Origin of the sequence: Mycobacterium sp. 1164985.4, assembly GCF_001668575.1 — a bacterium.
In the GTDB taxonomy this organism is placed as follows: domain Bacteria; phylum Actinomycetota; class Actinomycetes; order Mycobacteriales; family Mycobacteriaceae; genus Mycobacterium.
In genome coordinates this window covers 59,730-80,635 of record NZ_LZMD01000058.1, presented here as the reverse complement: position 1 = coordinate 80,635, position 20,906 = coordinate 59,730, and the positions used below count along the sequence as shown (strand labels likewise).

The following is a 20,906-nucleotide window of genomic DNA, read 5'->3' as shown; positions in this document are numbered from 1 at the left end:
CCGTTCCGCGCTCGCCTCTGGTCGCCGCTTGGTGGTTGTCCGTCGTCTCTACAGGTCGCCGCGCTCCCAATACGAGCGGCCGTCCTTGACCACGCAGGTGAGGAACAGCCCGTCTGGCGCTTGGGCTACCTCGCCCACGTATAGCGGGCACAGGTCGAATTCGTTCTTCACACCGTGCATTTCGGGTGAACGGAACCAGCGCGGCTCGTATCGCCGAGGCGACCCGCAGAAAACCAATCGGCCCCACGATGTGACGCCGAAGGCATAGTAGGTGGTGTTGTTGCAGTAAGACCCGAGGATGACGCCCGGCCTGATGCCCGGCGTGCATGTGGGGTTGTTGCACTCGGCACCTGGCGGGGGTAGCGGTGGCAACGGCGGCTGAGCGGCGACCGGCGGCGCCGCTGTAAGCGCCGCGAACGACAGCAGGGCAGCGAACACTGCGACGAGGAACCGCATTCAGTCATTCTCACATAACGATGAAACGAAATTCTCCCTATTGGAGAGGAGAACTGCTATGCGCGATAGGCTTTCCGCATGCGCAGTGCTGATTTGGCCGCGGGTGTCGCGGCGATCGCGTTCGTGGCGGGCGTGGGAACCGCAACACCGGCGCATGCCGATGATTTCGGCGTCGCGCTCAACGGCACCTACCTGGTTATGTCGGACGGCGAATGGGCGAAGAAGAGTGTCGGGCCCTTCGGCGCAGGTGGCGCCGATGTCTTCCGCGACGATCAGACCGTGGTCCAAACCTGGACTGTCAGCACAGATTGCGTCAGTCCGATCGAATGCGGCGGAACGGTCACTAGCGACCGCGGCTGGACCGCCTCTATCCGGCTCGACGACTTCTGGTACGTCGATCACGACATCCCGAACTGGATGCCTTGCCCCAATGGGACATTCGCCCCCGGGCATCAGAAGTTCATCTTGTGGGGATTCGATCCCGCGCGGAACGAACGCCTCACGAAAAACACCACCTTTCTGGCCGGTCGCGACATGACCAAGACGGCAAGCGGCGCCTGTGGCAGGAATCAGACCACCTCCGTTGAGATGCCGGTGAAGATGCAGAAGCTGTCCTGACCGCCCACGCGCGGTCAGGTCGGCAACAAGTCCTTCCAGGACTTCGAGTTCTTGCCGGGCAGTGTTTCCTGCTGCAGGAAGCCGTCCGGACTCAGATATTTCCCCGTCCTGGGGTCGTAGGTCGCCACCGCCACCGACGGACCACCCGCCGAGGCCTGGCCGCCACGAGCGGCAGGCGCTGCGGGAACGGCTCCCGACGCCGGCGGGATCGGCGCTCCGTTGAGCGAATTGCCGGGCGGCGGCGGCGCGACCGGCGCCGGCGGTGGCGGGGCCGGCGGTGCCGGCGGGGCCACCGTCGGCGTCGGCTGCGGTGACAACACGTCCGGTGCCGGGAACGGCGGGGAGTCCGGGGCGGACGGGCCGGGCGGCGCACCCGCGGGAACCGCTCCTGGCGGCAGCGGCGTGCCCTGAACCGGCGCGTAGATCCGGTCCTGGAAGTCGACCCTGTCGTCGGGCGGTATCCCCTGAGAGATGAGATTCGGGTCGAACGGTTCTGGCCCCAACGTGTGCTGGCGCATGGCGAGCGGAACGAAACCCCTTGGGTCGTTGCAGAGCTCGACCGTCGGCGCCCGCTTGCCGGGGTGTTCGATGCAGGGGTAGTTACGGGCTCCGCGTACGCTGATCGGTGAGTCCTGCGGCAGCTTGCAGTACAGCCCGTCGGGCGTGTCGATCGTGGTCTGGTCCTCCGGGGAGCGCCACTGCGTCGACGGGAGGAAGCCCACGGTGCATGCCGGCGGGTCGCTGACGGTGAGCGCGAAATCGCCGGTCGGCCACCCTATGGGGTTGTTGCCCGGAAGACCGAACGACTGCTGGGCGGCGATGATGCCCGGGAAGATGACCAGCAGCTGCTCGAGGGCCGGGTTGTAGGTGAGCAAGACCTGCGTGACGGTGGTGAGGTTCGCCAGCAGGATCGGCAGCGTGGGCTTCACGTCGTTGAGGAGCTGGGACACTTCCTGCGCGAAGCCGGGTCCCCGCTGCAGTACTGTCCGGATCTCCGGATCGTTCTGTTCCAGCTGTCCGGTGACGCCGGCCAAGCTCCGCGCCCAGGTGCGGATCTGCTCGGCGGTCTCGGCCTGCGATTCCAGCAGCGGCCTGCTGTCGTCGATCAGCCCGCGGGTCTGGTCGGAGACGCCGCTGACCTCGTCGGTCACCTTGGAGGCCGAGTCGAGCAGAGACTGGAAGTCCGGACCGGCTCCGTTGAAGGCCTTGAACGACTCGTCGAGCAGGTCGGCGATCCGGTCGCCGGGGATGCTGTTCACCAGCGCGCTGAGCCGGTCCAGCATCGGGCCCACCTCTTGCGGAAGGGTCGTCCGCGAGGCCGGAATGCGTTGTCCGCTCTCGAGATACGGCCCCGAATCGGTGCGGGGCCGCAGGTCTACGTATTGCTCACCGACGGCCGACACGCTGCGCACTTCGGCCTGTAGGTCTGCGGGGATCTTCGGCGAGGTGTCGAGTGACAAGTGCGCCTCGGCACCGTTCTCCGTCAACGTCACCGACGTCACCTCGCCGATCTGCACGCCGCGGTAGGTCACGTTGCTGAAGCGATACAGACCGCCCGCGGCGGGTAGCTCCAGCGTGACTTTCAACCGGCCGATACCGAGCAGGGTGGGCAATTGCATGTAGGTGAAGATCATCACGGTGACGCCCAGGATCGAGGCAATCGTGAAGATGATCAACTGATTTCGGACAAAGCGAGTCAGCATCAGCCACCGCCTCCCGGTGTCGGTTCAGCCGGCGGAAGAGGCACCGGAGGTGCCGACGGCCCGTACGGCCCCGCGAATATCTGCGACGACGTGATCGCCCGGGATTGAGGCAGCCACGGTGCGGCCGGCGGCGCCGGCGCGACCGGCAGCATCGGACCACTCACCGGCGGCGTCGCGGGAGGGGGCGGTCCCCCGGGTGCCGGCGGCAGACCCTGTGGCGGAGGCGCGACGCCGAGCGCCATCGGGCTGTAGGAATAATTCATGTAGTAGGGATCACCGGGCGCCGGGATCAACTTGGCGTTTTCGTCACCCCACCGCGTGCCGAGCAGAAGCGTCTTCTTCAGACGCGGATAGGTGAGGTCGAAACTGGCGAACAGGTTGATGTAGTCACCTCGAGTGATGCGGTCGGCGAATGTCGGCCCATACGGAAACGCGGTGGCCCACAACAGCGCAAGGTTCAGATCCGGCCCGATGTCGGCGAGTGCACCGAACACCGGACCCAGGTTCTCGAGGTCCTTGACCAGGTCATCGCCGGCGTCGTCGACCAACTTGTCAGCAGTGTCGCTGAACTGCCCGAGTTTCTGCAGCGCGGTGGTCAGCCGCGGCCGCTCGCGGATCAACACATCGAGCGCGGGCGGAATCTCTCTGAGCGCCCGGTCAAGCACGTCGCGCTGCGAGGCGAAGGTACCGGCGACCCGGTTCAATTGCTGAATCGAGGCAATGATGTTGTCGCGCTGGCGGTCGAGCACCCCGACGAAATTGTCCAGGCGAGTGAGCAATTCGCGTATCTGCGGTTCCCGCCCGTTCAACGCGACGTTGAAATTGGAGATGATGTCGCCGATCTGCCCCAACCCGCCCCCGTTGGCGACGGTGGACAAGGCGGACAGTGTCCGCTCGGTGGACGGGTATGTCGACGAATCACTCAGCGGGATCGTCGCCCCGGGCTGCAGTCGACCCCTCGGCTCCTCGCCCAGCGGCGGATCGAGCGCCAGGTGCATCGAGCCGAGCAGGCTGGTCTGCCCGACCGTTGCGACAGCGTTGGCGGGCACCGCCACATCGGGTTTGACCGAGATCTGCACGTTGGCGTGCCAGTCTTCGACCGTCATTTCACCGACGCTGCCGACCACCACGTCGTTCATGAGAACCGGTGAATTGGATTCCAGTGTCGCGACGTTCGCGACCTCGACTCGGTAGGTGACCGCGTCCGGTCCACGCCCCACCGCCCCGGGCAGCGGCAGCGAGTTCAGGCCCTGAAATGAACAGCCGGTCAGCGTCAGCGTCACGCACGCACCGGCGATCGTCAATCGCTTCACATTGCTCCTGCTGATCATCGCGGGGCCTCCGCTGGCAAGGGTGGTCCCGGCGGGCCGGCGGGCGCGGGAGTCGGGGGCAGCAGCATGCTCTCCACTGTCGGGGGGCTCGCCGGGATGTTGCTCAGCACCCGCGGTGGTCCGGGGATCGGTGCGCCGGGGAACAACGGCGGCGATGGCGTGGCGGGTGCATCGTTGTCTGGCATATACAGCCCGGGCGGACCGGGGGGCGTGTTCCAACCCGGAGGCGGCGGGACATCACCGTTCCCGAGGTAGGCGGACACGTCCGGGAACGGCTCGGGCGGATCCCCGGGCCCGGCACCCCCCGGCGCCAGCTTCGGGTCGGTGTAGATCAAGCGGTCCGGGTTGATAGCGGGCCGCAGATAGGCGTTGATCGGCAACGGGACGTTGTTGACGTTGAGCAGGCGCAGCGCCGGACCGAAGTACTGCGCGCAGAGTTTCGCGGTTTCCGGAGCGGTGACGTTCGCGACGGCGCCGATCATGCTGCAGATGAACAGAACCGGGTTCGAGAAGTTGTTCAGCGAGAAAGCCCCGGTCACCGAACCGCCGTTGGGGTAGTAGATATTTGCGAAGTTTGCGATCGCATTCGGCGTGATGTGCAGCACGTTCTCGAAAGCCAACTTGTGGTCGACCAGAACTTGGGTGACGTTGGCCAACCGCTGGAATTGCTCGGAGGTCTGGTCTCGGATGCCCGCCACGAACCGTTGTACCTCCCCGAGCGCCACCGACAAGTCGGTCAGCGCTGCGTCGAGGTCGGACCTGTTGTCGTTCAGGACGCTGCTCAGGGTGGCCAACCGGTTCTCGAACATCACGATCTGTTGCTTGCTGTCGCGCAGCGCACCGACGAAGATCTGCAGGTTCTTGACGATGTCGACGATGTTGCCGCTTCCTTCGGCGAAGATCCTCGCCGCGCCCGACAATTGGGCCAGCGTCTGCCGGAGCTTGTCGCCGTTGCCCCCCATCGCGTTCGCGGCACTATCGATGAAACGGGATATCGACGTGCCCGATACCCCGGCTTCGGGCCCCAGTTCCGTTGCCAGCCGCATCAGTTGCGTCTTGACCTCGTCCCACTCGACCGGGACGGCGGTGCGGTCCATCGGAATGACCGCGCCGTCTTGCATTTTCGGTCCGCCGCCGTTGCGGTACGCCGGGGTGAGCTGCACATAGCGGGCCGCGATCAAGTTCTGCGCGACGACGACCGCCTTGGCGTCGGCCGGGATCGGCACTCCATGATCCACCTTGAGGACCATCTTGGTCTGTGTGCCCTCAGGGGTGATGGATTCGATCGTGCCCACCTGTACACCGGACACGCGCACATCGTCACCGGGATAGATGGCCGTCGCGGTCGGGAAGTAGGCCGTGATGGTGCGCGGCCCGAAGAACACCTGACGCACGAGAAACACTGCGCCGGCGACCAGTCCGATGGCCAGCAGGACCGCCGTCGCGGTTACCAGACGCTTACGGGGTGCCGTCATCGGGAAGGTCTCCTGGCTGCGGAATGGCGTTGACGGGGAACGGTAGTTCGGCCCGCGGTCCGGCGTTGTCCGGCGGCTGGCCCGCGTCCATGCCGCGACGGAATCCGAAGGCGTAGTCCAAGAACGGTTGGAGAATCTGCGGCGGTAACGGGATCTGATTGGGAACCAAAGCGTTGTAGTAGGCACCGTTGGACACGATCTCGCCTTGTGTCAAATAGTATTTCGCCGCGCCGGGCAGCATCTTGGCCAGGTTGTCGCGGTTCTTCTCCAGCACCGCCACCACCTCGTTGAGCTTCTCGAGCGTGGGCGCGAGTTCCTGCTCGTTGTCGGCCACCACGCCGGTGAGCTCCTGTGAAACCCTCGAGGTGGCATTCAGCAGGCTGACGATCGCTTGCCGACGTTCGTTGAGCACCGCCAGCAGGTCGTTGGCGTTGAGGATCAGCGAGTTCACCTGACGGCTGCGTTCGGCAAATATCCCGGTGACATCGCCGGCGGTCCTCAGCAACTCGGCGAGGCTCTCGTTGCGGTTGTTGAGCGACCGTGACAGTCGGGACAAGCCATCGAACGTCGGACCGAGTTGCGGCGCAACCTGATCGAGCGTTGCCGCCAGCGTGTCCAACGACTGGTTCAGCGTGTCGGTGTTGGTGGCCGCGGTGTTGGCGGTGAGATCGCTGACCGCATCGGTCAACGAGTACGGTGACGACGTTCGTGTAATCGGAATGGTCTGGCTGCGATCCAGCGTTCCGCTGCCCTCGGACTCCAGTGCCAGGACCCGCTCGCCGAGCAGCGTTCCGGTCCGGATGTGCGCAGTGGTTTCGGAGCCCAGCGCGTACTTGCTCTGGACCGTGAACCCGACCAAGACATCACCGTTGACGAGTTCGACCGACGAGACCGAACCGACCTTGATCCCTGACAGCGTGACGTCGTTGCCGCCCACGAGGCCGCCGGCTTCGGTGAACAGCGCCTGGTATCGCAACCCGGTGGCATACGACAGCAACCGCTCGGGTTGTAGCCCGATGGTGATGACGAGGATGACCAACACGACGCCGATGACGCCGGCCCTGATGAGATGGGATCCGCGGTACTTTTCCATCTACTCTTCAGCGCACCTTCCCGTTTCTTGCTTGATCCAGGGAAACACCACGGTGCGACCTTCCAAATCGCTTGCGCGGAACGTGATTCCGCAGATGTAGTACGGGAAGAAGGCCCCATAGGACCCGACGCGTGCGAGCTTGCGGTAGATCTCGGGAAGACGCTGCAGGGTCGCATCCAAGCGCGGCAAGTCGTTGCCTGCCAGTGGGGCCAGCCGGTGCAACTCGTTGATCGTGTTGTCCAGCGGCGAGCGGGCACGCCCGAGCAGGTCGGCCAGGGACGATGTGCCGTTGTCCAGTTGCTCGATGGCCTCGCCGATGGGATCGCGGTCCGCGGACAGCCCTTCGACCAGCCTGTCCAGCCGGTCGATGGCACCGGAGAACTCCTCGCCGTCCTTGGACAATGTTTCGAGCACCGTCCGCAATTCGTCGATCAGCTGCTCGATCACCTGGTTGTTGTCGGCCAACGAGTTGGTGAACGACGACGACTTCGAGAGCAGCGACTCCAACGTGCCGCCCTGACCCTGCAGGATCTGGATCAGCGACGAGGTCAGCCCGTTCACGTCTTCCGGGTTCAGGCCCTGGATCACCGGCTTGAGACCGCCGAGCAGCAGGTCCAGGTCGAGTGCCGGTGCCGTCCGGTCCGCGGGGATCGTGGCTCCAGCCGGCAGAATGCGGGCGGAGTCCGGGGTGTCCAGCAGCTCCAGGTAACGGTCGCCCGTGAGGTTGAGATATCGGACAGCGGCCCGTGTCCCGGTGGTCAGTTTGGTGTTGGCGTCGGCGTCGAATTCGACCAGAACGTTGCGGTCGGCCTGCAGCGACACGCCCTGCACAGTGCCGACTCGAATCCCGGCGATGCGCACACTATCGCCCGTCTTGAGGCGGGAAGCATCGGTGAAGACGGCCTTATAGCCCTCGGTGTCACCGCCTCTGGAGTCACTGAAGATCAAGAACAGGAACGCCGTCAGGACCGTCATCACGACCCCGAAGACGCTGAATTTGATGAGTGTGCCCGTTGATCCCGTCATCCCGGCATCCCGATCTGTGCGGTGTTGCGCGGCGGCCCGTCGAGTGGTCCGAACAACCAGTTCTTCAGCCCCTCAGAGTTTAGAAGGATTCCCGCGTTCCCATACTGCGACGGGTTGGAGCCCACGTCGCCGACGATTGCCGGCGGCACGAACTCCGGGGGCAATTCGGGCAAGCCGAGTTCCTTACAGTAGTCGCGCCCGCCGCTCTTGGCGGCGACCTTGGGCAGGTCCCGGGGATAGCGATACCGCTCGACACCAAGCGTGAGTCCCGCGTTGACCAGGACGCCCGAGAACTGCGGCGCCGACTTCGCGAAGGGGATGAGCCCGCCGATGCCACACCACAGCGACTTCTTGTAGAGGTTGAGCAACTCGGCGGTGGGGACGAGATTCTGCAGCACGTCTCCCAATGCCTCCCGGTTTCCGCCAATTACCTCATTGCCGATGTCGGCCAACCCGATTGCGCTGACCAGGAACTCATCAAGGTTCTGCTCCTGATCGACGATTGAGTTGCTCACCGACGTGGTGCTGCGGATCGTCGACATCAAATCCGGCGCCGCGTCGGCGTAGGCATTGAACGTCGGTACCGACGCTGCGATGTCGGCTTCCAGATTGGGCAGGCTCGGTTCGATCTTGGCCAGTAAAGCGTTGAAGTCGACCAACGTCTTGCCGAACTGCTCCCCTCGGCCGTTGAAGGCGGTCGCGATCGCACCGAGTGTCTGGTTCAACTTCGCGGGATCGATCTTGTCGAGCACGTTGACCAGTTGCTGGAACACCGTGTTGATCTCAACGGTGACGCTGCCGCTTTGGATCACCTGACCCGGACGCAACTTCTCGGCCGACGGATTCTTCGGGGGCTTCAACTGGACGAACTTCGCGCCGAACACTGTCGTCGAAGCGATATCGACATCGACATTCGACGGTATGAGGTGCATCTGGGACGGGTCCATCGCCAAGTGCAGCGCTGCCGTACCGTCCGGGCGGCTTTCGATAGATTCGACTTTGCCGACGTCGACGCCTCGCATCTTCACATCGGCGTCGTTGTTCATCACCAGGCCGGCCCGCTCGGAGATCACCGTCACCGGAACGGTTTTCGTAAAGCTGCCCTGGAACAGCGCGACCGCCAAAGCGACGATCAAAGCGATCGTGACGATCAACGCCAAGCCTGTAAGGGGACGTACCACACTGCTTTTCACCAGCGCCACCTATCCCGACAGGTTGAAGTTGCCGTTGGAGCCGTAGACGGCCAGGGATACCAGCAGGGTGACCGAGACGACGAGCACCAGGGAGGTGCGCACCGCGTTGCCGACCGCGACCCCGACACCGGAAGGTCCGCCGGAGGCGAAGTAGCCGAAGTAGGTGTGAACCAGCAGGATTGTGATCGCCATAAGCACCGCCTGCAGGAACGACCACAGCAGGTCGATCGGATTGAGGAAGGTGTCGAAGTAGTGGTCGTAGAGGCCGCCGGACTGACCGAACAACACCACGGTGGTGAACTGGCTGGCAACGAACGACAAGATCACCGCGATCGAGTACAGCGGAGTGATCGCCACCATCCCCGCGATCAGCCGGGTCGACACCAGATATTCGACCGGCCGGATCGCCATCGACTCCAGTGCGTCGATCTCCTCGTTGATGCGCATCGCGCCCAACTGCGCGGTCACCCCGGCCCCGAACGTGGCCGCCAACCCGATCCCGGCCACCGTTGGCGCGGCGATGCGCACGTTGATGAACGCCGCCAGAAAGCCCGTCAACGCCTCGATGCCGATATCACCCAGCGACGAATAGCCCTGCACCGCCAGCGTGCCACCGGCGGCCAACGTCAAAAACCCCACGATCGCGACCGTGCCGCCGATCATCGCCAACGTGCCCGCACCCATCGAGATCTCGGCGATCAACCGCACGATCTCCTTGCGGAAGTGCACCGCCGCATGCGGAACCCCACCCAACGCGCGCAGGTAGAACAGCATGTGATCGCCGATGCGACTGAGGAAATCGACCGGCTTGCGAACCCCCCGCGACAGGCGCGGATAGGTGCTGCGCAGAACTTGCACTGTGCCCATTGGATCCCCGTTAACCCGTCGTCATCCGGATCCCGATCGCGGTGACCACCACGTTGATCACAAACAACGCCATGAACGCATACACCACCGTCTCGTTGACGGCGTTACCGACCGCCTTGGCCCCACCCCCGGTGATCGTCAACCCCCGAAAGCACGCCACCAGCCCGGCGATCAACCCGAACAACGCCGCCTTCACACACGAGATGATCACCTCGGGCACTCCGGTCAACAACGTGATCCCCGCAGCGAACGCACCGGGATTCACATCCTGGATGAATACCGAAAACGTGTAGCCGCCGAGGATCCCGATGATCACCACCAAGCTGTTGAGCAGCAGCGCCACCAGCCCCGAGGCCAACATCCGCGGCGTCACCAACCGCTGCACGGGGTTGATCCCCAACACCTCCATCGCATCGATCTCCTCGCGGATCGTGCGCGACCCCAAATCCGCACACATCGCCGTCGCCCCCGCGCCGGCCACGATCAACACCGTCACGATCGGGCCCACCTGCGTCACGGCACCGAACGCCGCGCCAGCCCCCGACAGATCAGCCGCACCCAACTCCCGCAACAAGATGTTGAGCGTGAAACTCACCAGCACCGTGAACGGAATCGCCACCAATAACGTCGGCGCCAACGACACCCGCGCAATGAACCAGCACTGCTCCAGAAATTCCCGCCATTGAAACGGCCGCCGGAACACAAACCGCACCGCATCGGCCGACATCGCGAACAACGCCCCGACCGCCTGCATCGGCCCCGCCAGGTTCCGCAATGGCGGCAGACCCGCAGACCACCGCTCTGGCCCACTAGCTTGCGCCACTCAAGTCTCCTTCCAGGATGGTCACCGCCGCCACCGCCGTCGGCCCGCCAATGTTATGGGCAAGGCCGATCCGAGCACCGTCCACCTGGTTCACGGCTTCACCGCGAAGTTGCGCGAACAGTTCGACACATTGCGCGACTCCGGTCGCGCCGGGCGGATGCCCTTTGGCCTTCAGGCCTCCACTCGGGTTCACGGGCAGCTCCCCGCCGATAGTCGTGACATCGGCTTCGACGAGTTTGTGGCCCCCGAACCTCTCGGCGAATCCCAGATCTTCATAGCTGATTAGCTCAATGCCCGTGAAGAAATCGTGAACTTCAGCCACATGAACATCGCTAGGAACAAGACTGGCCATCTCAAAAGCCTGTTTGGCGGCCCGCACCGTCGCCGGCATCGTCGTCATGTCTGCCTTGTGTTGGTGCATCACGGAGTCCAGGCCCAGACCGACTCCACGAATCCATACCGGGCGGTTTGTGAATCGGTCGACGACGTCTTCGGAGGCGAGCACGAGGGCGGCCGCACCATCGCTCTGCGGCGCGCAATCGTAGAGCCGAAAGGGCGTGACGACGGTCGGCGCCGCCATCGCCTGCTCGACGGTGATCTCGAATCGAAGTCGCGCCTTGGGATTGTTGGCTCCGTGCCGGTGGTTCTTGACCGCCACCATGGCCAGGTGCTCCTCGGTGGCCGGCGACTCATGCAGATACCGCCGGACGTGCAACGCGAATCCGGCGGGCGACACGACGCCGAGGGGGTAGTCCCACGCCATGTCGCGGGCCATCGCCTCCCACTCCCACAACATGTCTCGTGACGTGGTGTCGCGCAGCTTGTCAGCACCCATCACCAGCGCCACGTCGAAGGCACCCGAGGCGACCGCGAACAAAGCGTTGCGGATCGCGTCGTTGCCTGTGGCGCAGGGGTTTTCGACGCGGGTCACCGGAAGGTCGGTCAGGCCGAGCGTGTCGGCGAGGATACCGGCCGGGAAACCGTCGGCGGTGCCCATCGCGCCGAACCACGCCGCTTGCAGGTCCGACTTTCGCAGACCCTTGTCGACGCTCGCCGCGCACTCGGCGAAGGCCATGGGCAGAAGATCCTTGAGCCCGAGCGCGAAATGCTCGCCGAACGCGGTCATTCCGGCGCCGGCGATCGCGACCTTTTTCATGCCTCGACCCTCATGCGGCCACCGACTCCGGCTCGAACATGTAACCGTAGTCCGGAACCCCGGACCGTACGGCGACACGGCGCAAGGCCAGCCGGCCGCGGGTGCCGATGTCCACCGAACCCGGCTCGGCCCCCGTCACCTTCACCAGCGCCCGCACCCCGACCCCGTCGAGCTCGACGATCACCAGGGAGTACGGCGAGCGCAGGCCCGGTACCGGGATGTGCACCGTCGTCTCGGTGTAGACGGTTCCGGTGCGCGGCAACGGAATCAGCTCATAGCCGGTGGACAGCGTGGAGTTGTCGGCCAATCGGTAACGAGGTGGGAAGTCGAGGTCCCCGGAACCGGGATGGCGGCCGGCCTCCCAGCGCACCTTGGCCTCGAACGCCCGCTCGTACGCTGCGAGGGAGATCGGGATCTGGGCGTCACCGACGACGGTGCCGTCGGGCTGTGGGCGAGCGGCCGGCTCGCGCCGGTGCAACTCGGCGGCCCCGCCGGTCACCGTGATCCCCGACAGGCTCGCCTGTTCGACGGCTACCAGCGGGCCGGTCGAATTCCGTTCGGCCATACCGGCCAACGCGAACAGGCCGGCGCTCGCGCCGGTGGTCGGCAGCGGGGGCGGGTCCCCGATCGTCAGCTCGGCCGCCCACGACGGGTCCACCCCCGCGAGCGCGGCCGGGGTGTCCAGCCACGCCGCCTCCAGGGAAGCGATGAGCCCCCGTTCGTGCAGCAGCCGGGGGTCGCCGTAGTCGTGCACGTCGCCGGTCGCCTTGCGGGTGCGCACCGGAAGGCTGCGCGCCACGCGGGCCGCGGTGCGCACCTGCAGTCCCCGCTCCGCGGTCAGGATCGCCGCCGCGCCCGCGGGATTCAGGTCGGTTCCGATGATCAGCGTCCGCGGCCTCGCCGAACTGATTGCGTCCAGCGTCGCGGGTGCACCACCGAGCCGCTCGTCGACCTCGAGCTCGGGGTCGAGCCCTAGACCCGCCAACAGCACTGCCGCGTTGCTGCTGTCGAGCAGCGGCAGATCGCGGCTGACCAACACCACGCGTTCAACCCCCCCGCTGGCGATCAGCGCCGCCCGCCCCGCCTCGACGGCAAGGGTGACCGCGTCCTCGTCGTCACCGGGCTCGCGGTGCAGCGGCGCACCCCAGCACGGCAGGTATGTGCCGATCGAGGCGACGTAGGGCATGGGCTGTCTTTCCGGTTCTAGGTGACGGCGCCGGCCGTCTTCAGCTCGATGATGCGGTCCCAGTCCAATCCGAGTTCCAGCAATATTTCGTCAGTTTGCTCGGCGAACCCTGGCGCGGGTCCGGTTCGGGGTGCGCTGACATCGAACTGAACCGGATTGGCAACCAGTTCGAGCTCGCCGGCCTGCACCAGATACTCGTTGGCACGGATCTGGGCGTCCTCGACGGCCTGCAGCGTGTCCTGCACCGGCGCCCAGGGCCCTAGCAGGGTGGCGAATCGCTCGCTCCACTCGGCGAGCGGACGCTTCGACATCGCCTCCTTGAGGATCTCCGCCGCCGTCTCGGTGTTCTCCGCGATGGACTCCGCGGTCGCGAAGCGCGGATCGTCGGCGAGTTCGTCGAGGTCCATGTGCCTGCAGACGTCGGCCCAGAACTTGGTGGGCTGCATCATCACGAACGAGATGTAGCGGTCGTCGGCCGTCGGATACAGCCCCACGAGCGGGTTGATCGGCGAGCCGTGCACCCCTGGCGGAAAGGCCTCCATGCGCTGACCGAGGTGTTTTGTCAGCGCGACGGTGTGCCCGAGCGACCACAGCCCGCTGCCCAGCAGGGACACGTCGACGACCGAAGGCTCCCCCGTGCGTTCTCGCTTGAGCAGCGCCGCGGCGATGCCACCCGCGAGGTTCGTGCCCGAGATCGTGTCCCCGTAGGCGGGTCCCGGCGGGCCGACCATGCCCGGCGTGCCGGGCGGCGTGATCGTGGCGGCGGTGCCGGCGCGGCACCAGAACGCGGTCATGTCGTAGCCGCCCTTGACGGATTCTTCGCCCCGCGGGCCCAGCGCGCTGCCCCTGGCGTAGATGATGTTCGGGTTCACCGCCCGGATGTCGTCGACGTCGATGCCGAACCGCTGCCGGTGCCCAGGCAGGAAGCTGGTGAGGAAGACGTCGGCCCGACGGGCCAGTTCCAGCAACACCTCTTTGCCTTCGGGCACCGACATGTCCAGGCCGATGCTTCGCTTCCCGCGGTTGGCGTGCTCGATGTTGGGGTTGGGATCGCCCTCGACGCGCAGCAGGCCGGTCTGCCGCAGCCCCCGCTGCGGGTCGCCGGTCACCGCGTGCTCGACCTTGACCACGTCGGCGCCCCACTCCCGCAGAACCGCCCCCGCGGATGGGACGAACCCATACATCGCGACCTCTAGGACGCGGATCCCGTCCAACGGTCCACTCATGAGCCACTCACCACCGTTGCGAACGTCTTCGATTCCAGAAATTCCTCGAGACCGGCCCTGCCCATCTCGCGGCCGATGCCCGACTGCTTGTAGCCCCCGAACGGGCTGTCGGGGCTGAAGTAGTTGCCGCCGTTGATGGAGAACGTGCCCGTGCGGATACGCCGGGCGACCGCGAGCGCGCGGTCCTCGCTACCGAACACGGCGCCGGAGAGCCCGTAGATGGAGTTGTTGGCGATCCGGACCGCGTCATCGTCGTCGTCGTAGGCGATGACGACGAGTACCGGCCCGAACACCTCCTCCTGGGCGATCTCGCTGTCGGGGTCCACGTCGGTCAACAGCGTCGGTGTGTAGAAGAAGCCGGGGTTGACCTTCTCGCCGCCGGTCACCAGGGTGGCACCGTCCTCGACCGCACCCCTGACCATGCCGTCGACCTTGTCGCGCTGCCTCTCGCTGATCAACGGACCCATGTAGGTCCCTGGGTCGGCCGGATCGCCGTGGCGCACCAGCCCGAAGTTGTTCTTGATCAGCCCGACGATCTCATCGTGGTGCTTGCGCGGCACCAGCAGTCGCGACGTCAGCGCACAGCCCTGCCCGGCGTGGGTGACCATCGAGAACGCGCTGAAGAGCGCCGCGGTGTTGAAGTCCGCGTCGTCGAGCACGATCGCGGCTGACTTGCCGCCGAGTTCGAGGAACACCTTCTTCAGGGTTTCGCTGGCCGCCGCCATGATTCGGCGGCCGGTCGGGGTCGACCCGGTGAACGTCACCATGTCGACGTCCGGGCTGGCGGTCAACGTGGCGCCCACCTCGGGATCGGCGCCGCTGAGCACGTTGACCACACCGGCGGGGATGTCGGTGTGGTTGGCGATCAGCTCACCGATCGCGAGCGTGATCAGCGGAGTGTCCGGAGCCGACTTCAGCACCACCGTGCAGCCGGCGGCCAGCGCCGGTGCCAGCTTCGCGAGCGCGAGCTGATTCGGGTAGTTGTAGGCGATGATCGCGGCCACCACGCCCGCGGCTTCCTTCTCCACCCAGCGATGGTGCTGCATGCCGCGGCTTTCGATGTTTCCGAGGTCCTCGGTCATCGGGTAGGTCTTCAGAAGCTCGGCGTAGTACCGGACGATCTCGATGGGCTGGTCGAGCTGCGCACCCTGGCAGAGCGCCTCGGTGGCGCCGACCTCAGCGATGGTCAACGCGGCGAGGTCGTCACGGTGCTCGACGAGCGCTCGGTGGAACTGCTCGAGGCAGCGGACCCGCAGCTCGGTGTTGGTCGCCCAATCGGTCTCGTCGAAGGCGCGACGCGCGGCCGCGACCGCCGCTTCGGCATCGGCCACGGTGGCATCGGGCGCGTGGCCGAGCACTTCCCCGGTGGCGGGATTGACGGAAGGAAACGTCCGGGAGGTCTCGAGCAGTTCTCCGCCGATCAACAACCGGCGATCGACGCCGGCGGATCCGGCGGTTTCGTCACTCGAGATGAGGGTCGCTTCCCGCATCATCCTCCTCAATCGTGGGGTTTCGTTGTGGTGGCCGACTAGTGTGATGGAAACTCCATTCTCATCACCGGCGAATCATACATTCGCACAGGGAGAACTCAAGGAAATGATCGGAATCGCCACTGCCTGGGAATAGCGGTGCGACAATCAGCCGCCGAACGTCTCACCAGTGCGAATCGCGACACCCACCTGTCTTGCGGAGTTGTAAGAGGCGAGAGTACGGTTCTCATAATCGAAAGGACGATTCTTGATGGCGTGGCTTGATGGCATGGTGCACGCGCGGGGAACGATGACAGAGGCCGAGGCGGAGGCATGAAGAACGCCGTCGTGACGGGAGGCGGTTCGGGCATCGGGCTGGCCGTCGCGCAGCGTCTGCGCGCCGACGGTATGCACGTGGCCACCATCGACATCAATCCGTCGGACGCCGACTCGGCGTATACGGCCGACGTGACGGACCGCGCTCAGGTCGAGGGGGCGCTCGACGCCATCCGGGCGCAACTCGGGCCTATCACGGTCCTCGTGAACGCCGCGGGGCTCGAGAAGTTCAAGAGGTTCACCGATCTGAAATTCGAGGACTGGCAGCGTGTCATAGACGTCAACCTCAACGGCGTCTTTCACTGCATCCAGGCCGTCCTGCCCGACATGATCGAGGCCGGGTGGGGTCGCATCGTCAACATCTCGTCATCGAGCACCCATTCCGGCCAGCCCTATATGGCCCCGTATGTGGCCGCCAAGTCCGCGGTCAACGGGCTCACCAAGTCTCTCGCGTTGGAGTACGGGCCCAGCGGAATCACGGTCAACGCCGTGCCGCCCGGATTCATCGACACTCCGATGCTGCGCAAGTCCGAGGAGCGCGGCTATCTGGTGGTGCAGCAGAACATCGACTCGACACCGGTGCGCCGCATCGGCAAGCCCGAGGACATCGCGGCTGCGTGTGCGTTCTTGGTCTCCGATGAGGCGGGCTACATCACCGGACAGATCTTGGGCGTCAACGGCGGCCGAAATACGTAGCGGCGACAAGTAATAAGGAAAGGATCCTCAGTGGGACGCGTACAGGGAAAGGTCGCATTCGTCACGGGTGCGGCGCGTGGGCAGGGACGCAGCCATGCGGTGCGGCTGGCTGAGGAGGGCGCCGACATCATCGCGGTCGACCTCTGCGAGAACATCGACACCATCGGCTATCCCATGGCCTCGCCGGAGGATCTCGAGGAGACCGCGGCGTTCATCGAGAAGACCGGCCAGCGCGTGGTCACCGCCAAGGCGGACGTGCGCGACGCCGCACAGCTCAAGGCCGCCCTCGAGGACGGCATCTCCCAGCTCGGCGGGCTCGACATCGTCGTCGCGCAGGCCGGCGTCGCGGGGATGAAAGGGCAACCGCCGCTTCAGGCCTGGATCGACGTCATCAACACCAACCTCATCGGGACCATCAACGCCATTCAGGTGTCGCTGCTGCACCTCAAGGAGGGAGCCTCGATCATCGCGACGGGTTCCACTGCCGCGCTGATGGACACCCACCAGAAGAACGATCCCGGCAACGACCCCGGCGGCATGGCCTACGTGCATTCCAAGCGCGCGCTGTCGGCCTACGTCCACGATCTCGCCACCGAGCTGGCGCCACGCGGTATCCGGGCCAACGTCGTGCACCCCACCAACTGCAACACGAACATGTTGCAGAGCGAGCCGATGTACCGGTCCTTCCGGCCCGACCTGGAGAAGCCCGAGCTCAAGGACGCCGAACCAGTGTTCTACGTCCAGCAGGCCATGAAGGTGCCGTGGGTCGAGCCCGAGGACATCAGCAACGCGGTGCTCTGGCTTGCTTCGGACGAAGCCCGCTTCGTCACCGGCGCGCAGTTGCGCGTCGACGCCGGCGGTTACCTGAAGTGGTACGACTACCACAACTGAGCGTAAGGAGTTGCGAGAGTGAAAGTTTCGGTCGACGGAACGCGGTGCCAGGGTCACACCCTGTGCGCGATGATCGCACCCGACTCGTTCGAGCTCGACGATGTCGACGGCCATGCGTCGGCGGTGAACGAAGTTGTTCCCCCGGATCAGGAAGACCTGGTGCGGGAGGCGGCCCACTCATGTCCGGAACAGGCCATCGTCATCGAATGACGCGGTCCGCACACCGCGCAAACGCAATAGGAGACACGCCGTGACTGTCCACAGCGATGAGCCGCTGGCGCGAAGAGCCAACGGAGCCGACGAGGGGGACCGCAAGAAGAACCGGTACCACTTCGACCGGCACACACCCGAATACCGTCTGCAGTTCGAGAAGATCACCGAGGAGATGCAATCCCGGTGTCCGATGGCGTGGACGGACACCTACGACGGGCACTGGGTCGCCGCGGACAGCAAGCATGTATTCGAACTGGCCCGCTGCCCCGCGGTGTCCAACCACCACGACATCACCGGTGAGACACCGTTCCAGGGCATCACGATCCCGAAGGCCAGTCGTGCCACTGTGGTTCGCGGCGGCATCCTGGAGATGGACGAGCCCGAACACAGCGCCTACCGCGGAGCGCTCAACCCGTATCTGTCGCCGGCGGCCATCAAACGCTGGGAGCCGTTCGTCGACGAGATCACCCGCGCGGCACTCGACGAGCACATCGAGTCCGGCCGCATCGATTTCGTCGAGGACCTCGCCAACGTCGTTCCCGCGGTATTCACGCTGGCCATGATGGGCATCGACCTCAAGAAGTGGAACGTCTACAGCGAGCCGACCCACGCCTCGGTCTACACGCCCGAGCACGCTCCCGAGCGGGAGAAGATCAACGAACAGCACCGTGAGATGGGGATCGACCTCATCAACAACATGATGGAGATCCGCGAGAATCCGCGGCCCGGTCTGGTGAATGCGCTGTTGCAGTTGCGCATCGACGGTGAACCGGCCCCCGACATGGAGATCCTCGGCAACCTCGGGCTGATCATCGGTGGCGGTTTCGACACCACCACGGCACTGACCGCGCACGCCCTCGAATGGCTCGGTGAGCACCCCGACGAGCGGGAGCGGCTCAGTCGCGAGCGCGACTCGCTGTTGCACCCGGCAACCGAAGAGTTCCTACGGTTCTTCACCCCGGCGCCCGGCGACGGCCGGACCTTCTCCGAGGACGTCGAGGTCGAAGGCCAGCAGTTCAAGCAGTACGAGCGGCTCTGGCTGTCGTGGGCGATGGCCAACCGCGACCCCTCGGTGTTCGAGAAGCCGAACGAGGTGATCCTCGACCGGAAGGGCAACCGGCACTTCAGTTTCGGTATCGGGGTGCACCGCTGTGTGGGTTCGAACGTAGCGCGGACGGTGTTCAAGTCCATGCTGACCGCCGTGCTGGACCGGATGCCCGACTACGTGTGCGATCCCGAGGGCACGGTTCATTACGACACGATCGGCGTGATCCAGGGCATGCGCAACCTTCCGGCCACCTTCACGCCCAGCAAGCCGCTCGGTCCGGGCCTCGACGAGACGTTGGAGAAGCTTCAGCGCATCTGCGACGAACAGGAACTGGCCAGGCCGATCACCGAGCGCAAGGAAGCCGCCGTCATCACCTGAACCGTGCTCGCGCGCCTCGGCGAGGTGATTTGATAGCACCGGGCTTGTGATGGGAGGAAATCGGTGACCCGATTGAGGATCTTCGTTGCAGTGGCTGCGCTCATGATCGCCGTGAGCCTCGTCGCTCCACAGCGGGCCCAGGCCATGATGCCGCTGGGCAACTATGATCTGCAGACCAACCGCTACACACAAGCGTCGTGGTTCTGGTTCGTCAGTAACTGCTGGCCGGACAAGCAGCCGGACTGCGTCAAAGTCAGCGCCGCTCCACGGCTGAAGTTCTACGCCTACTACGGTGGAGAGGCGCACCTGGCCGACGGCCGCTACACCATGACGGTCGACGTCCCGGACGGCTTGATCTGCCCAGGTCAACGGCTGCCAACTCGCGAAACGTACTCCTGGGATGAGATATCCCTGGTCGGTACCATCGAGTCCCATTACGACGTCGGATGTTTCAACGGGCCACCGGGCATGCAGTTCTGGACGTTCAAACTCCAGCGACTCTGATCGCCTCCTACCAGCCGTAACGCTGCCGAATTCCGTTGAACCGCGCCCACATCTGCCCGATGCGTTCGGCCGGTGTCACGGTCGCGGTGTCCGGCGGTAGCGCGTCGGCGAGATCGCCGCGCTTGACCAGTTGGGTGCGCAGCGCCGCCGGTTCACCCACCAGCATGTGCCGGTAGGTGAGGTTGCCCCGCTCGAAACCCTGGGTGTCGAGCCAGTTGTGGTAGCCGGGATCGTCGTGGGATAGCACGAGGCGCACCTTGCGGTCCGAGTCGACCGCGGTGCGGCTCGGTGTGTAGCTCACCGGGCGATAGAGGTAATCCATGCTGGTGAAGAACGGTCCCATGTTGGTCAGCATCCACAGGCCGTCGTGCGCGTCGAATTCGACGATCAGCGATTCGTCGGGCGCCAGTCGCCAATGCATGTTGACCGCCGCGCGACCGCGTTTCGCGTCGGCACCGGTCACCGTCACGTCGGGAAACCGGTTGGGTTGCTCGGCGTCGACACCGCCGTACGTGAACGGGAATTCCGGCCAGGCGGACATCACCCCGGACAGGAAATCGCCCGCCCATTCGATGGCCGAGATCATCTCTGCGGAACTCGGCACCGGCCTGGGCTCGGCCATGTCGACGCGTTCGATGCGCATCCGGGCCGGGCGCTCCTCCCATCGGTCGAATCCCTGGCGGATGAACAGCTTGCGCGACGCGGGTGTCGTGGGTATCCAGTTGGGTTCTCGCTGCGGTCCGCCGATGTAGACCTCGAAGGTGCCGTCGGGTTGCGTGTTCAGTTGCGCGCCAGATAGATTCGCCTCGGGTACGTCGCCGAACGGCTCGTGGAGCACGCCGGGGCCGTCGGGGCGGGGCCCCTGCACGGTGATGTTGAAAAACGGCGCCGTGCCGCGCTCACCGGTGATTCGGTAGGTTGACGTGCCGTCGATCCAGGCTTGTTCATACACAAAGTCCGCACAGTCACCGCCTAGCTTCCTGGTCGGGTGGGAGAAGGTGTGGATCTGCGGATATCGCGTGTTGCGCGTCTCCAGCGCGAGATCGAACGCCTGCCCGAGGTTCTGGGTGAGGAAGCGAAAACCATCGGATCGATGGATGCCCGATGTGCCGTTGTGATCCTTGAAGACCCGCTCCCCTGCCTGCCTCAGCCGATCGCAGAAGTCGTCCCACGCCGATTTCAGCGCGGCATCGTCCGGGCCGTCTCCGAACGCCATGC

General features: G+C 65.2%; 20 protein-coding genes. 6 read left to right on the top strand and 14 right to left on the bottom strand.

Annotated features, from left to right (window positions below; translation table 11 throughout):
• Positions 1 to 48: 48 nt before the first annotated feature.
• Positions 49 to 456 carry a hypothetical protein gene (locus A5650_RS10205; RefSeq protein ID WP_067289969.1) on the bottom strand — a complete coding sequence of 136 codons (408 nt, stop codon included), beginning with the start codon at positions 454 to 456 and terminating at the stop codon, positions 49 to 51.
• 78 nt (positions 457 to 534) lie between these two features.
• On the opposite strand from A5650_RS10205, the gene A5650_RS10200 reads away from it, so the two are divergent.
• The gene (locus tag A5650_RS10200) at positions 535 to 1,074 is read left to right on the top strand and encodes an Rv2253/PknI dimerization domain-containing protein (RefSeq protein WP_067289966.1); all 540 of its coding nucleotides are present in this window, start codon (positions 535 to 537) and stop codon (positions 1,072 to 1,074) included.
• A gap of 14 nt (positions 1,075 to 1,088) precedes the next feature.
• Here the strand turns inward: A5650_RS10200 and A5650_RS10195 are convergent, their stop codons facing one another.
• The 12 genes from A5650_RS10195 to A5650_RS10140 are packed head-to-tail and all read right to left on the bottom strand — an operon-like array spanning position 1,089 to position 15,643.
• Positions 1,089 to 2,777 carry an MCE family protein gene (locus A5650_RS10195; RefSeq protein ID WP_067289963.1) on the bottom strand — a complete coding sequence of 563 codons (1,689 nt, stop codon included), beginning with the start codon at positions 2,775 to 2,777 and terminating at the stop codon, positions 1,089 to 1,091.
• Positions 2,777 to 4,108 carry an MCE family protein gene (locus A5650_RS10190; protein WP_067289955.1) on the bottom strand — a complete coding sequence of 444 codons (1,332 nt, stop codon included), beginning with the start codon at positions 4,106 to 4,108 and terminating at the stop codon, positions 2,777 to 2,779. Before A5650_RS10190 ends, A5650_RS10195 begins: the two co-directional genes overlap by 1 nt.
• Positions 4,105 to 5,583 (bottom strand): MCE family protein, encoded by a 1,479-nt coding sequence (locus tag A5650_RS10185; RefSeq protein WP_067289952.1) that lies wholly within the window; start codon positions 5,581 to 5,583, stop codon positions 4,105 to 4,107. The genes A5650_RS10190 and A5650_RS10185 overlap by 4 nt, the downstream gene beginning before the upstream one ends.
• Positions 5,567 to 6,676, bottom strand: a complete 1,110-nt coding sequence (locus tag A5650_RS10180; RefSeq protein WP_067289949.1) for an MCE family protein — start codon at positions 6,674 to 6,676, stop codon at positions 5,567 to 5,569. Before A5650_RS10180 ends, A5650_RS10185 begins: the two co-directional genes overlap by 17 nt.
• Positions 6,677 to 7,702 (bottom strand): MCE family protein, encoded by a 1,026-nt coding sequence (locus tag A5650_RS10175; protein ID WP_067289946.1) that lies wholly within the window; start codon positions 7,700 to 7,702, stop codon positions 6,677 to 6,679.
• The gene (locus A5650_RS10170; RefSeq protein WP_067290026.1) at positions 7,699 to 8,895 is read right to left on the bottom strand and encodes an MCE family protein; all 1,197 of its coding nucleotides are present in this window, start codon (positions 8,893 to 8,895) and stop codon (positions 7,699 to 7,701) included. Before A5650_RS10170 ends, A5650_RS10175 begins: the two co-directional genes overlap by 4 nt.
• Before the next feature lie 9 nt (positions 8,896 to 8,904).
• A complete protein-coding gene (locus A5650_RS10165; RefSeq protein WP_067289944.1) occupies positions 8,905 to 9,762 on the bottom strand; it encodes an MlaE family ABC transporter permease in 858 nt (285 codons plus the stop codon).
• Between the two features lie 10 nt (positions 9,763 to 9,772).
• Positions 9,773 to 10,516, bottom strand: a complete 744-nt coding sequence (locus tag A5650_RS10160) for an MlaE family ABC transporter permease (protein WP_228768705.1) — start codon at positions 10,514 to 10,516, stop codon at positions 9,773 to 9,775.
• Positions 10,517 to 10,571: 55 nt separating this feature from the next.
• Positions 10,572 to 11,741, bottom strand: coding sequence for a thiolase C-terminal domain-containing protein (locus A5650_RS10155; protein ID WP_067289942.1), 1,170 nt, complete (start codon positions 11,739 to 11,741; stop codon positions 10,572 to 10,574).
• A gap of 10 nt (positions 11,742 to 11,751) precedes the next feature.
• Entirely contained in the window at positions 11,752 to 12,927 is a 1,176-nt protein-coding gene (locus A5650_RS10150; RefSeq protein ID WP_067289940.1) for a Zn-ribbon domain-containing OB-fold protein, read from the bottom strand.
• A gap of 17 nt (positions 12,928 to 12,944) precedes the next feature.
• A complete protein-coding gene (locus A5650_RS10145; protein ID WP_067289938.1) occupies positions 12,945 to 14,153 on the bottom strand; it encodes a CaiB/BaiF CoA transferase family protein in 1,209 nt (402 codons plus the stop codon).
• Positions 14,150 to 15,643 (bottom strand): aldehyde dehydrogenase family protein, encoded by a 1,494-nt coding sequence (locus tag A5650_RS10140; RefSeq protein ID WP_067290022.1) that lies wholly within the window; start codon positions 15,641 to 15,643, stop codon positions 14,150 to 14,152. The genes A5650_RS10145 and A5650_RS10140 overlap by 4 nt, the downstream gene beginning before the upstream one ends.
• A gap of 312 nt (positions 15,644 to 15,955) precedes the next feature.
• On the opposite strand from A5650_RS10140, the gene A5650_RS10135 reads away from it, so the two are divergent.
• The 5 genes from A5650_RS10135 to A5650_RS10115 all read left to right on the top strand — a co-directional run bounded on the left by A5650_RS10135 (position 15,956) and on the right by A5650_RS10115 (position 19,688).
• Positions 15,956 to 16,654 carry an SDR family NAD(P)-dependent oxidoreductase gene (locus A5650_RS10135; protein WP_067289933.1) on the top strand — a complete coding sequence of 233 codons (699 nt, stop codon included), beginning with the start codon at positions 15,956 to 15,958 and terminating at the stop codon, positions 16,652 to 16,654.
• 30 nt (positions 16,655 to 16,684) lie between these two features.
• Positions 16,685 to 17,545, top strand: a complete 861-nt coding sequence (locus tag A5650_RS10130; protein ID WP_067289931.1) for a mycofactocin-coupled SDR family oxidoreductase — start codon at positions 16,685 to 16,687, stop codon at positions 17,543 to 17,545.
• Positions 17,546 to 17,563: 18 nt separating this feature from the next.
• Positions 17,564 to 17,755 (top strand): ferredoxin, encoded by a 192-nt coding sequence (locus tag A5650_RS10125; RefSeq protein ID WP_064397030.1) that lies wholly within the window; start codon positions 17,564 to 17,566, stop codon positions 17,753 to 17,755.
• Positions 17,756 to 17,795: 40 nt separating this feature from the next.
• Complete coding sequence (locus A5650_RS10120; protein WP_231992589.1) at positions 17,796 to 19,184, top strand: cytochrome P450; 1,389 nt, start codon at positions 17,796 to 17,798, stop codon at positions 19,182 to 19,184.
• 102 nt (positions 19,185 to 19,286) lie between these two features.
• Positions 19,287 to 19,688, top strand: a complete 402-nt coding sequence (locus A5650_RS10115; RefSeq protein WP_067289927.1) for a hypothetical protein — start codon at positions 19,287 to 19,289, stop codon at positions 19,686 to 19,688.
• A 7-nt stretch (positions 19,689 to 19,695) separates the two neighbouring features.
• Here A5650_RS10115 and A5650_RS10110 read toward each other — a convergent pair whose 3' ends face one another.
• Positions 19,696 to 20,904 (bottom strand): DUF1214 domain-containing protein, encoded by a 1,209-nt coding sequence (locus tag A5650_RS10110; RefSeq protein ID WP_067289924.1) that lies wholly within the window; start codon positions 20,902 to 20,904, stop codon positions 19,696 to 19,698.
• Positions 20,905 to 20,906 lie beyond the last annotated feature (2 nt).